16 protein-coding genes are annotated in these 16,016 nt (G+C 40.9%); 10 read left to right on the forward strand and 6 right to left on the reverse strand.

The genetic code is table 11. From position 1 onward, the window contains the following. Positions 1-125: 125 nt before the first annotated feature. Together JQX68_RS07960 and kinA are read left to right on the forward strand one after the other, a co-directional pair. Positions 126-2,249 (forward strand): peptidoglycan D,D-transpeptidase FtsI family protein, encoded by a 2,124-nt coding sequence (locus JQX68_RS07960; protein ID WP_147771838.1) that lies wholly within the window; start codon positions 126-128, stop codon positions 2,247-2,249. A gap of 163 nt (positions 2,250-2,412) precedes the next feature. Continuing rightward, the gene (gene kinA, locus JQX68_RS07965) at positions 2,413-4,233 is read left to right on the forward strand and encodes a sporulation histidine kinase KinA (RefSeq protein ID WP_014663782.1); all 1,821 of its coding nucleotides are present in this window, start codon (positions 2,413-2,415) and stop codon (positions 4,231-4,233) included. Positions 4,234-4,243: 10 nt separating this feature from the next. On the opposite strand, the gene JQX68_RS07970 is transcribed toward kinA, so the two are convergent. After that, positions 4,244-5,425 (reverse strand): aminotransferase A, encoded by a 1,182-nt coding sequence (locus JQX68_RS07970; RefSeq protein ID WP_069838855.1) that lies wholly within the window; start codon positions 5,423-5,425, stop codon positions 4,244-4,246. A gap of 201 nt (positions 5,426-5,626) precedes the next feature. Beyond that, a complete protein-coding gene (locus JQX68_RS07975; RefSeq protein ID WP_003245246.1) occupies positions 5,627-5,788 on the reverse strand; it encodes a hypothetical protein in 162 nt (53 codons plus the stop codon). Between the two features lie 204 nt (positions 5,789-5,992). Here JQX68_RS07975 and cheV point away from each other — a divergent pair, with 204 nt between their 5' ends. After that, positions 5,993-6,904 (forward strand): chemotaxis protein CheV, encoded by a 912-nt coding sequence (cheV, locus tag JQX68_RS07980; RefSeq protein WP_147771839.1) that lies wholly within the window; start codon positions 5,993-5,995, stop codon positions 6,902-6,904. A 43-nt stretch (positions 6,905-6,947) separates the two neighbouring features. On the opposite strand, the gene JQX68_RS07985 is transcribed toward cheV, so the two are convergent. The 4 genes from JQX68_RS07985 to JQX68_RS08000 form a co-directional block, all read right to left on the reverse strand. Continuing rightward, a complete protein-coding gene (locus tag JQX68_RS07985; protein ID WP_003232406.1) occupies positions 6,948-7,412 on the reverse strand; it encodes a YkyB family protein in 465 nt (154 codons plus the stop codon). A gap of 124 nt (positions 7,413-7,536) precedes the next feature. Then, positions 7,537-8,829 carry an MFS transporter gene (locus JQX68_RS07990; RefSeq protein WP_014663786.1) on the reverse strand — a complete coding sequence of 431 codons (1,293 nt, stop codon included), beginning with the start codon at positions 8,827-8,829 and terminating at the stop codon, positions 7,537-7,539. Positions 8,830-8,904: 75 nt separating this feature from the next. Continuing rightward, the gene (locus JQX68_RS07995) at positions 8,905-9,399 is read right to left on the reverse strand and encodes a L,D-transpeptidase family protein (RefSeq protein WP_147772424.1); all 495 of its coding nucleotides are present in this window, start codon (positions 9,397-9,399) and stop codon (positions 8,905-8,907) included. A 57-nt stretch (positions 9,400-9,456) separates the two neighbouring features. Then, positions 9,457-10,317, reverse strand: a complete 861-nt coding sequence (locus JQX68_RS08000; RefSeq protein WP_147771840.1) for a metallophosphoesterase — start codon at positions 10,315-10,317, stop codon at positions 9,457-9,459. Positions 10,318-10,460: 143 nt separating this feature from the next. Here JQX68_RS08000 and fadH point away from each other — a divergent pair, with 143 nt between their 5' ends. The 7 genes from fadH (at position 10,461) to ccpC (ending at position 15,976) form a co-directional block, all read left to right on the forward strand. Then, positions 10,461-11,225, forward strand: coding sequence for a 2,4-dienoyl-CoA reductase (gene fadH / locus JQX68_RS08005; protein ID WP_014663789.1), 765 nt, complete (start codon positions 10,461-10,463; stop codon positions 11,223-11,225). 62 nt (positions 11,226-11,287) lie between these two features. Beyond that, a complete protein-coding gene (locus tag JQX68_RS08010; RefSeq protein ID WP_040083280.1) occupies positions 11,288-12,511 on the forward strand; it encodes an EAL domain-containing protein in 1,224 nt (407 codons plus the stop codon). Between the two features lie 654 nt (positions 12,512-13,165). After that, positions 13,166-13,405, forward strand: coding sequence for a YkuJ family protein (locus JQX68_RS08015; protein WP_003218671.1), 240 nt, complete (start codon positions 13,166-13,168; stop codon positions 13,403-13,405). 111 nt (positions 13,406-13,516) lie between these two features. Beyond that, entirely contained in the window at positions 13,517-14,035 is a 519-nt protein-coding gene (locus JQX68_RS08020) for a ribonuclease H-like YkuK family protein (RefSeq protein ID WP_014663792.1), read from the forward strand. A 133-nt stretch (positions 14,036-14,168) separates the two neighbouring features. Next, positions 14,169-14,366, forward strand: coding sequence for an AbrB antirepressor AbbA (gene abbA / locus JQX68_RS08025; protein WP_010886502.1), 198 nt, complete (start codon positions 14,169-14,171; stop codon positions 14,364-14,366). A gap of 137 nt (positions 14,367-14,503) precedes the next feature. After that, a complete protein-coding gene (gene cbpB, locus JQX68_RS08030; protein WP_003218674.1) occupies positions 14,504-14,947 on the forward strand; it encodes a cyclic-di-AMP-binding protein CbpB in 444 nt (147 codons plus the stop codon). A gap of 147 nt (positions 14,948-15,094) precedes the next feature. After that, entirely contained in the window at positions 15,095-15,976 is an 882-nt protein-coding gene (gene ccpC / locus JQX68_RS08035; RefSeq protein ID WP_014663793.1) for a transcriptional regulator CcpC, read from the forward strand. The last annotated feature ends 40 nt before the right edge of the window (positions 15,977-16,016 follow it).

Here is a 16,016-nt window from a genome sequence, read left to right on the forward strand (position 1 = left end):
TTTTAATGTGTTTTTATGTTGACAGCTTTTTTTACTCCTTTTCGCTGTAACAACTATTACAAAGGTGTTACAATTAATCTCAGTATATGTAAATATATTGAATGATTTGAGAGGGGTAACCAGAAGTGACTGAAATAGGACGTGAACCAAAGAAAAAGAGCAAAGGAAACAGAGCAATCAGAATGAACCTTTTTTTCCTAGCTGTCTTTGTTCTATTCACTGCATTAATTTTTAAGCTCGGAGTCGTTCAAATTGTTGAAGGCGAACAGCATGAAGAAGACGCTGAGAAATCAAATGCAAAAACAGCTTACTATCCTGCGCCTCGCGGGAAGATGTACGACAGAAACCAGAAAGTTGCTGTCGACAACCAGAGCGTTCCAGAAATTGTGTATGTATCAACATCTAGCACAAAAACCGAAGATAAAATCAAAACAGCGAAGAGGCTTGCTTCTTTCATTCATATTGATACCGAATTTTTGAAGGAAAGGGATTTGCGCGATTACTGGATCGCAGCTCATCCGAAAAAAGCCGCCGCCCTGCTTAAGGAATCGGAAAGCAATCTGAAAGGAGCTCAGGCTTACAAGCTTCAACTAGAGCGTGTTCCGGATCAAGAATTGAAGGCTATTCAGCATGATGACGAAGAAATGGAAACGGCTGCGATATATACAAGGTTCTCAAGCGGAAATGCTTACGAACCTCAAATCGTAAAGGCAATGAATCCAAATGAAAGCAATAGCAATGGAAAAAACGGAGCGCTGCTTGATGAGAAGAAAAACTCCTCGCAGAGACCCAAAAATGACTTAACATATGATGAAATTTCAATTGTTTCTGAGCATTTAGAAGAGCTTCCGGGAATCGACATTGTAAACGATTGGACACGAAAATATCCTTATGACAAAACCCTTTATTCCGTTTTCGGGGGCGTTACGACACCTGATCAGGGCCTGCTGAGCGACCGGAAAGATTTCTATTTAACAAGAGGCTATGCGAATAATGACAGGGTGGGAAAAAGTTATTTAGAGTATCAATATGAAGATTACTTAAATTCGCATAAAGAAAAAGTGGAATACGTAGAAGACAATAAAGGAAATGTCGTCAGTCAAAAAACCATTGATAAAGGCAGCAGGGGATACGATCTTCAGCTTTCCTTTGACATGGAGCTTCAAGCAAAGATGGAAAAGATCATTGAAGAAGAAGTGAGAAACAGCCGCGCACGCGGAAATTACATGCTGGACAGAGCTTTTGCCGTAATGATGGACCCGAATAACGGCGATATTTTATCGATGGCAGGGAAAAAGATAGACTTAAAAACCAACAAAATTGAAGATTATGCGATAGGGGCATTTACCACCCAATATGAAATGGGCTCAGCAGTGAAGGGCGCCACCGTGCTGGCCGGCTATCAGGACGGAATTCCGCATTATAAATATTTTGTGGATACACCTCTTTATTTTGCAGGAAACGGTAACAAGCCTAAGAAGTCCTATATGAATATGGGAACGATTAACGAATTAACCGCACTGCAAAAAAGCTCAAACGTATACATGTTTAATGTCGCCATGCATATTGCCGGTGTTACATACAAGCCGCATGGACCTCTTCCTGCTGACCAGAAGGATTTGAACAAGATGAGAAATTACTACAGCCAATTTGGCCTGGGTGTAAAGACAGGTATTGATCTTCCGCAGGAATCAGCCGGCATGCAAACTACACCTGATGCGGTGGGGGGGTTAATTTTAGACTTGGCCATTGGACAATACGATACATATACCCCCCTTCAAATGGCTCAGTACATCTCTTCCATTGCCAATGGCGGGTATCGCATTCAGCCAAGAATTGTTACAAGTGTTCATGAGCCCAGCAATAAAAAGGGCCTTGGGAAGACCATTGAACAAAGAAAGCCAAACATTCTCAATAAAATTAACAACTCAGAAAGTGACATACAGCAAGTAAAGACCGGAATGAAGCTCGTTACAACCTCAGGGACAGCTAGAAATACGTTTGCAGAGGATGTTTCCGGGAAAACAGGAACTGCTCAAACATTTTATTACGGAACAAATCGTAATTGGTGGGGAAAAAGCACGTACAATCTAACATTTGTCGGCTATTATCCATCTGAAAATCCCAAAGTGGCATTTAGTGTTGTTGTGCCTTCTGTAGCAAACGACCACGACCCGATCAACAAACTTATTGCCAAAAGAGCTATCCACGCCTACGCAGAGCTCGAAAAAAAACACAGTAAAAAATAAAAAACAGGGTGCACAACGAAAAGATTGTGTGCCCTTTCTTTTATTCAAAAATTGACGTTCACCATAAGAATAGAAGGAGAATACTCATTTTCTAGCGAATCATACTAGGTAAAAGTCAATCTGTATATGTCGAAACACGATGATCATGCAAAGGAGGGATTCTGTGGAACAGGATACGCAGCATGTTAAACCGTTTCAAACGAAAACCGATATTCATGCAGTCTTGGCCTCTAATGGACGCATCATTTATATATCAGCCAACTCCAAACTGCATTTGGGCTATCTCCAAGGAGAGATGATCGGATCATTCCTCAAAACGTTTTTACATGAGGAAGACCAATTTTTAGTTGAAAGCTATTTTTATAATGAACATCATCTGATGCCATGCACCTTTCGTTTTATTAAAAAAGATCATACGATTGTGTGGGTGGAGGCTGCAGTAGAAATTGTTACGACAAGAGCTGAGCGGACAGATCGGGAAATCATTTTGAAAATGAAAGTTCTTGAAGAAGAAACAGGCCATCAATCTCTAAACTGCGAAAAACATGAAATCGAGCCTGCAAGCCCGGAATCGACTACATATATAACGGATGATTATGAACGGTTGGTTGAAAATCTCCCGAGTCCGCTATGCATCAGTGTCAAAGGTAAGATCGTCTATGTAAACAGCGCGATGCTTTCAATGCTGGGAGCAAAAAGCAAGGATGCTATTATTGGCAAATGGTCCTATGAATTTATTGAGGAAGAATATCATGATATCGTGAAAAACAGGATTATACGAATGCAAAAAGGAATGGAAGTCGGAATGATTGAACAGACGTGGAAAAGGCTTGATGGCTCACCTGTTCATTTAGAAGTGAAAGCATCCCCGACCGTCTACAAAAACCAGCAGGCTGAGCTGCTGCTGCTGATCGATATCTCTTCAAGAAAAAAATTCCAAACCATCCTGCAAAAAAGCCGTGAACGATATCAGCTGCTGATTCAAAATTCAATTGATACCATTGCGGTGATTCACAATGGAAAATGGGTGTTTATGAATGAATCGGGAATTTCCCTGTTTGAAGCGGCTACCTATGAGGATTTAATTGGCAAAAACATATACGATCAGCTGCATCCTTGCGATCACGAGGATGTAAAAGAGAGAATCCAAAACATTGCCGAGCAAAAAACAGAATCAGAAATTGTCAAGCAATCCTGGTTCACCTTTCAGAATAGGGTCATCTATACGGAGATGGTCTGCATTCCGACGACCTTTTTTGGTGAAGCGGCCGTCCAAGTCATTCTTCGGGACATCTCAGAGAGAAAGCAAACAGAAGAATTGATGCTGAAATCGGAAAAATTATCAATCGCAGGCCAGCTCGCGGCGGGAATCGCCCACGAGATCCGCAACCCGCTTACAGCGATCAAAGGATTTTTACAGTTGATGAAGCCGACAATGGAAGGAAACGAGCATTACTTTGATATTGTGTTTTCTGAACTCAGCCGCATTGAATTAATACTCAGTGAACTGCTCATGCTTGCGAAACCTCAGCAAAATGCTGTCAAAGAATATTTGAACTTGAAAAAATTAATTGGTGAGGTCTCAGCCCTGTTAGAAACACAGGCAAATTTAAATGGCATTTTTATCAGAACCAGCTATGAAAAAGACAGCATTTATATAAATGGGGATCAAAACCAATTAAAGCAGGTATTCATTAATTTAATCAAAAATGCAGTTGAATCAATGCCTGATGGGGGAACAGTAGACATTATCATCACCGAGGATGAGCATTCTGTTCATGTCACTGTCAAAGACGAGGGAGAAGGTATACCTGAAAAAGTGCTAAACCGGATTGGAGAGCCATTTTTAACAACAAAAGAAAAAGGTACGGGGCTTGGATTGATGGTGACATTTAATATCATTGAAAACCATCAGGGAGTCATACATGTGGACAGCCATCCTGAAAAAGGCACAGCGTTTAAAATTTCATTTCCAAAAAAATAAAAACAACGGCTTAAACGCCGTTGTTTATCGTCTGCATTGATTCCCGTTTTTTTAATACAAATAATTCTAAACGATCCAAGCCTTCTCTCAGCGTGTCCATTGAGCATGCAAAAGACAGCCTTACATATCCTTCACCATATGTTGAGAACGAGCTGCCCGGCACGAGTGCCACGCCAGCGTCTTCCAAAAGAGCCATACTAAAATCAAATGAACTCATTCCAAAGGATTTAATAGAAGGGAAGATATAAAACGCACCGGACGGTTTAACAACGTCAATTCCCATGGAAACCAGACGGTCATATACATAATCCAGACGTTTTTTGTATTGTTCTCTCATAATTAGTGCATCATCAAAGCCGTTTGTGACAGCTTCAAGCGCGGCTTTTTGAGAAATGGATGAGGCACATGACACATTGTATTGATGAACCTTTAAAATGTGCTTTGCGATGTCTTTCGGTGCGAATAAAAATCCAATTCTCCAACCGGTCATGCTGTGCGATTTTGACAACCCGTTAATGACAATCGTTTGATCCCGCAAATAGGTTGCGATGGAGTAATGCGGTCTGTCATATGTTAATTCACTGTATATTTCATCAGACAATACGAAGACATTTCTGCCTTTTAAAAGAGCTGCAATACTTTTCAGCTCTTCTTCAGATAAAGTCACGCCAGTAGGATTTGACGGATAAGGAAGCACGACACACTTAGTGTTCGGTGTCAGCGCATCTTCAATCAGCCGGGCAGTAAGCTTAAAGCCGTGTGACGTAGTATCAACAATAACAGGCTTGGCCCCGCATAAATTGATAATAGGTTCATAGCCTGGATAAATAGGCCCTGGCATAATCACTTCATCACCAGGAGACAAAATCGTCCGAAATGCAGCATCAATAGCTTGGCTTGCACCTGTTGTGATGATAATTTCAGATTCAGCATCATAGTTGAAATCCGCTTTTTTCTTCATATAAAGCTGCACAGCTTGTCTCAGCTCCAGGTAGCCGGCATTCGGTGTATATGACGTCACGTTTTCATCAATGGCTTTTTTTGCGGCAGCTTTCACATGATGCGGCGTGAAAAAATCAGGCTGGCCGATTGTAAGCGAAATGACGTCTTCGTGTTGGGCTACAAGATTCGAGAATTTGCGTATTCCTGAAATTTCAATCTCTCTTGCTTTCGGATTCAGCAAATGTTCCATAATTCATCACCTTAACAAATATAATGAGTTTATCCTATTTTACCACTAGCTGATTATTTGTCACCTTTTTAACTGATATATTTCGATTGTATGCGCCTTATTTGTAAACATACCTTTCTTTTCAGAAAAAAAGAAGACAACCAGCGATTTGATTGTCTTTATTGTATCATGTTCTATTATTGTTTATATGTGCCAATTTCATTAATAGCCATAATCAAAATGAAGGTCTTCGTGCCAAATCAGATACGGGGGATGCTCTTCTTGAAGGTCAGCTGATTCTTTCTTCATATTCAGGTAAGTTTCTTCACTGATATCTTCTAAAACAGTCATTTCGTTTTCTTTAAATATTACTAAGGTACCCATTATTTACACCCTTCTTTGGAAAAATCCTTGACTATTTTATCACTGTTAGTTGGAAAGTCAATGGTTATTAGGAAAAAAGTTTCTTTTTTGAGGAACGCGGCTTAATTGCTCTTGGAATTCGATTTTGAAGAGTCGCCATTCACTTTTTACAAATTCCGCCGATATATACAGTACAATACTGAATGCGAATAGCGAGGGATTGAATTGTCGTTACAACAATACGAAATTTTATTGGATTCTGGTACAAATGAATTAGAAATTGTGAAGTTTGGCGTGGGTGAAAATGCTTTCGGGATTAACGTCATGAAAGTAAGAGAAATTATTCAGCCTGTCGAGGTGACATCAGTGCCTCACTCCCATCAGCATGTAGAAGGAATGATTAAACTCAGAGGAGAAATCCTCCCAGTGATCAGCCTTTTCTCGTTTTTTGGAGTAGAGCCTGAAGGGTCAAAAGATGAGAAATATATCGTAACGGAATTTAATAAACGGAAAATTGTTTTTTATGTCGGCTCTGTGTCTCAAATTCACAGAGTATCATGGGAAGCGATTGAAAAGCCGACATCGTTAAATCAAGGAATGGAGCGGCACCTTACCGGAATTATTAAGCTTGAAGACCTGATGATCTTTTTGCCTGATTATGAAAAAATTATTTATGACATCGAATCAGATTCAGGTGTGGACACGTACAATATGCATACCGAGGGCTTCGATGAAAGAAGAACTGAGAAAAAGCTTATCATTGTAGAGGACTCACCGCTTTTGATGCGACTCTTGCAGGATGAATTAAAAGAAGCAGGTTACAACAATATCGCTTCGTTTGAAAACGGAAAAGAGGCATATGACTACATTATGAACCTTGCTGAAAACGAAACTGATTTATCAGAACAGATTGATATGATCATCACGGATATTGAAATGCCAAAAATGGATGGACACAGGCTCACAAAGCTGCTGAAGGAAAATCCGAAAAGCTCAAATGTGCCGGTTATGATTTTCTCATCTTTAATTACGGATGATCTACGCCACCGCGGCGAAGTTGTAGGCGCAGATGAGCAAATCAGCAAGCCTGAAATCAGTGATTTGATTAAAAAAGTGGATACGTATGTTATCGAATAAATAAAAACAGCCGGTGCCCGGAAGAGGCACGGCTGTTTTTATTTTAAAAGTAACTCTCGCCAAGCTTTTTAAAGACAGGTTTGTGATAAGCTGGCTGCTGGCGATTAGGCACTAGCGGCTTTTCTTTCATGCCGACATATTCTTGCAACAGGTGTTTTGCTTTTGTTAAAGACATTTGAGCTTTAGGATTTCGGTACGATTGATTAAGTGTACCTAAATGCGGAAGATGTTCGAAGTCTTCTTTAGTTGGAGGCATGTGAAAATAGTAGTCTCCGATTGAGATAAGCACGTCCGATTGCTGTTGGCTGAACCTTGGATTTTTTGAAAAATGAAGCCCTATTTTCTTTCCTTTACCTTCTTTGACGAGCTTTTGCAAAGCACGTTTTTTCAGCAGATATAGGTATTTAGGGTTGGGGGCGGTTTTTGCATGGCGGTTCACAGTGTAAACTGCTTTTGAAAGATTTTCTACGGTTGGCTGCAGATCTTTCGTATATGCATGGTCGTCCATTATTTCTCTCCTTTGCTCTTATCAATTTCTATATGTTTAGATTATACTTTTTTAAAGTTGAAATGCAAATATTGAATGTAAAAATGCGATTTTTTCTGAGAAAAAATCGCATTTTTAACCTACATTATACAGATCTTGCCTTCTTTTTCGGCTGTTCTTGAAATGCTTCCTGAACATTCACTTCCACAGCCTGAGCACTGTATTTTGGCAGTGCAATAAAATAAAAAATAAAAACGATCAGGATGATAACACCCATGCCGTAATAAAGATAATCAATGTTTGGAACGAACTTAGGGAATAACAGCGCCACTAAGCCGAGTGTCAAAGACTGTGCAAACATCATAAAAGGGTCCTGCATTCCGCTTACACGTCCCATCAGTTTTGGATGGACTATTTTTGGCATCCATCCTCCGATTGCAATGTTGATCGGTCCGATGCACATTCCCAGTGCAAAAGCTGCCGCGTAATACACCCATAAAATATTTGTGTAGCCAAGGACGAAGATCAGCAAACCTGCAATGAAAATCGGTATCGACATTAAAAAGTGGGGCTTCACTTTTTTAGAGATAATCGTGCCGATGACACTTCCTGCAAGCAGCCCAAACCCGAGTGCGATCGTAAATACAGACGTATGCCACTCATAGCGGTCAGGCGCCAATCCGTATTTCATTGTAAACATTGGCAATACGGCAAATCCTCCGTTGACAAACCCAAAAATGAAGAAGCCGAAAATAAGAGATGCCAGCAATTTATTTTTTAAAATATAGAGAATGCCTTCTTTAAAGTCATTTATTGAATCTTTAACAGAAGTCTTTCTCCAGCTGAATGCACCGTTTGGCTGTCGGGCTTCTTTTGGAATCCGGCAGCTGCGGATCAGCAGTCCGGAAATGATGAAGCTGACAAAATCAAGAATAATGGCGCCTTCAATCCCGATTGTCTTGTACATAAAAGCGCCAATTCCGACTCCGAACACCATAAAAATGCTAAAAAGCATCTGGTTAAGACCGGCCGCTTTCGCATAATGCTCCTTCGGGAGAATGGCTTGTACCAAACTGTTTTCTGCCGGAAAGAAAAACTTCGTGACAGCGCTTCTGACAAATAAAATACAAAAAACAAGAGGAATATTGCCGGTAAATAAAGTGAAAAAAAGAACGACAGTCAGGCCTGCTCTGATCCAATCACAGTTTTCTGCTACCTTTTTTCTGTCGAACCGGTCCGCGACGACTCCGACGATCAGAAATACAAAAATGGTCGGAAGAGAATACATCAGCTCCGCCAAGGTCGTATATGAAGGCTGGCTGCTGAAGCGGTCCAGCAAGAAAAAAGCAAAGGCCATGTTGCCTACTGTCGTGCCCATTTGAGAAGCGAGTGCTGCGAAAAATAGATGAACAAAATTACGATTTTTAAATATATCCATAAAAACGCTCCTTACCCTAAAGGTCCCACTTTATCATATTATAAACCGCCTGTTTTTGAAACAAATAAGAAAACATTACCGGTTAATCAAGACTCTTGTTCCGTTTGGCACAATTGAAGCAAGTTCGATCACGTCTTTGTTTTGCATGCGAATGCAGCCTTTAGAAACAGCCTTGCCAATCGAAGCGGGATTATTCGTTCCGTGTATTCCGTAGTGCTGCTTTGAAAGGCTTAGCCAATAAGCCCCGAATGGGCCGCCAGGATTACGCTGGCGGTTAATAATGTAAAACTCGCCTGTAGGCGTTTGCGTAAGTATTTTGCCAACGGCGATAGGATAGGTTTTTATTACCCGATTATTTTGGAACAGCGTTAGGGTCTTCGCTCCGATTGAGACTGCGATATGATACGGAATTGTATGAGGGTCCGGCAGTCCGGGGATGACGATGGTCTGTCCTACGGTGAGCCCTGCCTGCAGTGACGGATTAACCTGGAGTAATGCAGCCGTGCTGATTCTGAAATCAGCCGCGATGCTGTTAAGTGTATCACCTTGCTTCACCTGGTACGTAAGCAGTTTCCTCATCCTCCTTTTTTTACTTATAAGTATTGATAAGGAGCCTATCCTGCTACATTAATTTGTGCTTTTTAAGGTAAAGACAGTGATTTCAGGCTTGGCCAGAAACCGCAAAGGCAGCCTGGTCATCCCGAGGCCGCGGTTGACGTAAATATGATTGCTGCCCGTTTGATACATTCCCTCTGTGTAGACTTTTCCATATGGAGGCGTAATAATCGGTCCGTAAAAAGGCAGCTGAATCTGGCCGCCGTGTGTATGGCCGGAAAGCTGAAGATTTACCGGATAATCTGTTGTTTTCAAGGCTGCATCAGGTTCATGGACGAGAAGAATGGAAAAAAGTCTGTCACTCAGCCTTGAAAGGATTCCTTCATAATCTGGGTTACCCAGCATTAAGTCATCAAGCGATGCAATCTCGATTTCGCTGCCATCTGCGAGCGATAATGTTTGATAGCCATTCCGGTATACCGTAAAACCGCCAGCCGACATCAGGCTTTTGTAAACAGCAGTTCCATAGCCTCCGTGATCATGATTGCCGTAAATACAAAGTTTGCCGAAGGGGGCATTAAGCTTTCTCAACAATGGAATGACTGCCTGGTGGTTCTGATACGTATCAGGATTATCGATGATATCACCTGTAAAAACAATGAGATCAGGTTTCGATTCATTAATTGTAAGAATGATTGTTTTTAAATCTTCGAGTGTAAAGTAATCACTCAAGTGTGTATCACTGAACTGCACGATTTTAAAACCGTCAAATCCGTGCGGGATGAGAGAACTTTTTATTGTGTGTTCGGTTGTCTCAATCATATGCGGCTCTAAATATCTGGCATAGCCATAGCCTCCGCCGGCCGTTAAAGCCCCGGCAGCAAGAGCACCGAACATTCCTTTGAGAAATTGTCTTCTGGACATCTTTTTCATTTCAAACCAACCTTTAATAGAGTTTTTCTATTATATCATCTGTATCTGATAAAAATCTCATATCAGCATGTACTGACAGAGAAAGGGGTATAATGATAGAATAATATTGAATGAATACTCATTCACAACAGGAGGGGAGAAACATGGAAAAAAAGGCGGTTATTATTACCGGCGGGTCAAGCGGTATGGGAAAAGCGATGGCAAAAAAACAAGCTGAATTAGGATGGCACGTTATGGTGACAGGCAGAAACCATGAAGCACTTGAAGAAACAAAAAAAGAAATTGAGACCTTTGAGGGGCAGGTCGCCTGTTTTCAAATGGATGTCCGTTCTGATTCCGCCGCTTCAGACATGATTACAGAAGCGGTAAAAGTCTTTGGCCGGCTTGATGCGCTGATTAACAATGCGGCCGGTAATTTTATTTGTCCGGCAGAAAAGCTAACGCCCAATGGGTGGAAAGCCGTTATTGATATTGTTTTAAACGGTACATTTTTTTGCAGCCAAGCCGCGGCAAGGCATTGGATTGACCAGAAGCAGCAGGGTGTCATTTTAAATATGGCAGCCACGTACGCTTGGGGAGCGGGAGCAGGGGTCGTTCATTCCGCTGCAGCCAAAGCGGGGGTATTGTCACTGACAAGAACGCTGGCCGTTGAGTGGGGGAGTCAATACGGCATCCGCACAAACGCGATAGCTCCCGGCCCGATTGAACGAACAGGCGGTGCTGAGAAACTATTTGAATCGGAAAAAGCAAAGGCTCGCACTATAAACAGTGTGCCGCTCGGCCGGCTGGGGACACCGGAAGAAATCGCCGCTCTGGCAGCATTTTTGCTTTCAGATGAAGCATCCTATATAAACGGGGATTGTATCACAATGGACGGGGGGCAATGGCTGAATCCTTATCCGTTTTAAGAATATTAATCTTTGGATTCAATGTGGTATAATCAGACAAAGATAGAGAAGCAGGTGATAACATGTTGGATCCACTTGATATTTTAACGAACATTGATGATGTCCTTCCGTATTACCAGGCGATTTTCAGTGCCGAGGAACAGAAGATCGTCGGATATGAGGTGCTTGGACGAATTTTGGCAGATTCAGAAATCCAAAGTCTCGGGCCCTTCTTTTTAGACGCGGGGATACCCGAAGAATATAAATTAGAGGTTGATAACAGAATTATCCGCCAGGCTCTTGACCGCTTTTTAGAGGCCGATTCTGATCTGCTGATTTTTATGAATCAGGATGCCAATCTGCTGATGCTGGATCATGGTGAAAGCTTTCTTGAGCTTCTGAAAGAATATGAAGCAAAGGGAATCGAACTCCACCGTTTTGTGCTAGAAATTACAGAGCACAATTTTGAAGGGGATATTGAGCAGCTCTACCATATGCTTGCATACTATCGTACATACGGAATCAAAATCGCAGTTGACAATATCGGAAAAGAAAGCAGCAACTTGGACAGAATCGCGCTGCTCTCACCAGATCTGTTAAAAATCGATTTGCAGGCGCTGAAAGTATCACAGCCATCACCGTCATATGAGCATGTGCTGTACAGCATCTCTTTATTAGCAAGAAAAATCGGGGCGGCGCTGCTGTATGAAGATATTGAGGCGAACTTCCAGCTTCAGTACGCCTGGAGAAACGGAGGCCGCTACTTTCAGGGCTATTACTTGGTGTCTCCATCTGAAACGTTTCTAGAGAGAGATGTATTGAAACATAGACTTAAAACTGAATTTCACCAATTTATCACACATGAGAAAAAGAAGCTGGAAACCGTCTATGAGCATTCCGAACAGTTTTACAAACGAGTGCATCAAGCTGTGACCTTTTTGAGAAAAAACAATTTGTCTTCTGATGATGATTTTATTAAAAAACTGGCGGAAGAGCTGACAGATTGCAGCTTTAGAATTTACATGTGTGATGGGGAAGGCGATCAGCTGACGGGAAATGTGTTTAAGCAAGATGGAGAATGGATTTATCAGCCAGAATATGCGGAGAAAAACTGGAGCTGGCGTCCTTATTTTTTGGAGAACATTATGCGAATGAGAAATCTCAGAAAAGGTTTTTTCAGTGATCTGTATAGTGATTTGGAAACAGGTGAAATGATTAGAACGTTTTCATATCCGATGGATGATCAAATGTATTTATTTATAGACTTGCCATATTCTTATTTATATGAGCAGGACGGACTGATTTAACGGCTGAAAGGCCGTTTTTTTTTATGAATTGAAAAAAATATCAAAAAACGATTGACATTGATACTGAGAATCATTATCATTTAATTATAGAGAGAAGCTACTCTCTGTTCCCCAACCCCTCTATCAGATCAAGATCCGAAAAAACTTGGCGCTACCCCCGCCAAGTTTTTTTATTTGTCAAAGCATAGGACAATCCACTGAAACAATAAACCTAACTAGTGGTAAACGGTTAACACAGAAAGGAACATTCAGTGCCGAATACCTCTGACACTGCTGCACCAGGTTAGGCGGAAAATTCTCTGTGGAATGATTACGTATTTCATTCAAATTGTTTTATCACTTCTATCCAATATAACTGCCAAGAGGTATGGCCGCGTGGAATTTCACCTGCACATCCAAAAGAAGGTTTTGACAAAGTTGCAAAAAGGTATTGTTATGCTGCAAGAATTCGAAAAAAATCTTAATTGTGTGCATGACATTCAAAAAAAGCCTCAAACTAAAGAAAAATCGTTTTTTTCGTTTTTTTTCTTTACTTAAATTCGACAGGGAAAATGCCATCCTGTCCGACTTTATGGTATGATGCTCAATAGAACTTGTATTATAATAAATACTTGTTGATTTGAAGTTGCTTTTTGAAAGGAGTCTTTTTTTAGAATGTCACAATTAATGGGTATCATCACACGGCTGCAAAGTCTGCAAGAAACAGCGGAAGCGGCTAACGAGCCAATGCAGCGTTATTTCGAAGTGAATGGTGAGAAAATATGCAGTGTTAAATATTTCGAAAAAAATCAAACGTTTGAACTGACGGTTTTCCAAAAAGGTGAAAAACCTAACACATATCCGTTTGATAATATCGACATGGTTTCAATCGAAATTTTTGAACTTCTTCAGTAAGATTCCTGAAATAGGAGGAAGGAAGCTTCCGCCTTTGCAAAAGTAATCGAAATAAACATGTAAGGAACATACTTGTTTCATGGTTGTAAATCCTTGAAAAGGAGTGTCGTGATGGCTGATTCTTTTCTGTTTTATAATCTTTCAGAAGCACAGATGACCTTTCAAGATGTGATGGAACGGCTTAAATCCTTTGTTCAAAAGGATCCCCGTTCTTCTTATGTGTTATCGATCGGAACCGATTCACAGGTTTACCGTGATTACACAAAGTTTATTACCGCATTGCATTTGCATCGTACAGGCAAGGGAGCTTGGGGCTGCTTGAAAAATCATACAGTCAACAGACCCATACATAGCCTTCGGGAAAAGATTTCGTTAGAAACGGCCTACAGCCAAGAAACGGCCGCTCATATTCTTGATGGACACTTAATGGATATTACCGATCTGCTCCTGCCCTTTGCCGGTGAGGGGGCGGATCTTACCTTTGAAGTCCACTTGGATATTGGGAAAAAAGGGCTTACAAAAGATCTGATCCAAGAAATGACAGGACGTATCACTTCCATGGGGATTGAGGCCAAAATAAAGCCGGATTCATACACTGCATTCAGCTATGCAAATCGTTTCACAAAATAATTCTGGCTGAAATGCCAAGGGGAATGTCGAATTATGCGGTTGACGTTTGTTTTCTGATTACTTATTCTAGCGGTAGAGCTGAAAGTAAGTTGTCTTGCTTTCAGAGGTATTCAGTATAAAACAGGGGGCCTGATTGCGAATGAGTCTTATCGGTGAACGATTTACAGAAGAAGAACAAAAACTTCTGCTGAATATCCTGATCAACCATGAGTATGCCATCGAGCTATTAAGCAGTGAGATCAACGATATAGAGACAGGGACCAAAAACGTTGACGGAACCACCTACAAAAAACTTGTAACGCTATACGACCGATTTCGATTTGAAAATTAATGGAACACCCTATAATTGATACTCCACAAAGAGTATCTTTTTTATTGAAAGGAAACTTTTCGACAAATACTGATAAAGTTTATATTATTGCAATATAGGGAATGTATTGATGATGAAAATGAAAAGGGGTCGAAAACATGATAAGCTTACAATCAGATCAGCTTCTTGAGGCAACAGTCGGACAATTTATGATTGAGGCGGACAAAGTAGCGCACGTGCAAGTCGGAAATAACCTTGAGCACGCATTATTAGTACTGACAAAAACCGGATACACAGCCATCCCGGTTCTGGATCCTTCCTATCGTTTACATGGATTAATCGGGACAAATATGATCATGAACAGTATTTTTGGACTTGAAAGAATTGAGTTTGAAAAGCTTGACCAAATTACTGTTGAGGAAGTCATGCTGACTGATATTCCGCGCCTTCATATCAATGATCCGATTATGAAGGGATTCGGCATGGTCATTAATAACGGATTTGTTTGTGTTGAAAATGACGAGCAGGTGTTTGAAGGAATTTTTACGAGAAGAGTCGTTTTAAAGGAATTGAATAAGCACATACGCTCATTGAATAAGTAGGCTTTAAGGCCTATTTTTATTATATTGACAGAGCAAAAAAAGAAAGCGTATACATAATTTAAATGAGAATAGGGCTTGAATCAGAAACTAAGGTTTTATTAGAATGGGAGATAAGAAAAACTTATTGATAATAAAAAGGAGGACGACATGCAGCTTCAAGAGCTTCATATGCTCGTAGTTTTAGCTGAGGAATTAAACATGAGAAAGGCGGCGGAACGGCTTTTCGTATCTCAGCCGGCTTTATCTCAGCGCTTACAAACCATTGAAAAGGCGTGGGGCACAAAAATCTTTTTAAGATCCCAAAAAGGATTAACGGTAACGCCGGCCGGGGAGAAAATCATTCAGTTTGCGAATGATGTAACATTAGAGCAGGAAAGAATAAGAGAAAATATTGATGAACTTGAAGGTGAAATTCACGGCACATTGAAGCTTGCCGTCGCCTCTATAATCGGTCAGCATTGGCTCCCTAAAGTCCTGAAGACGTATGTTGAAAAGTATCCGAATGCAAAGATCTCGCTCATAACCGGGTGGAGCAGCGAAATGCTGAAAAGCTTGTATGAGGATCAGGTTCATATCGGCATAATAAGAGGCAACCCTGAGTGGAAGGGCCGCAAAGATTACTTAATGACAGATCATCTGTATTTAGTAGATACTGAAATTTCCTGCATCGAAGATATTGCCCATACAGAACGGCCGTTTATCCAGTTTAAAAGTGACAGCACTTATTTTCAGGAAATACAGCACTGGTGGCACCAAAAATTTAAAACGTCGCCAAAACAGACGATATTGGTTGATCAGATTGAAACGTGCAAACAGATGGCGCTGCACGGAATCGGTTATGCCATTTTGCCGTCTGTTACCCTTCAAAATGAAGATAAAGTGAATAAAATGCCTCTGTTAGACCTGAAAGGGCATCCGATCGGTCGGGATACATGGTTATTAGGCTATGAGCCTGCCTTTGAACTGAAACAAGTCCAAGCTTTTGTACAAGTAATAAAGGATATGCTGGATCAGGAAAATCCATTTTAAAGACAGCGATGTGCTGTCTTTTTTTATTTATATGTTGACA

This window comes from Bacillus sp. LJBS06 (genome assembly GCF_016924995.1).
Taxonomy (GTDB): Bacteria; Bacillota; Bacilli; order Bacillales; family Bacillaceae; genus Bacillus; species Bacillus stercoris.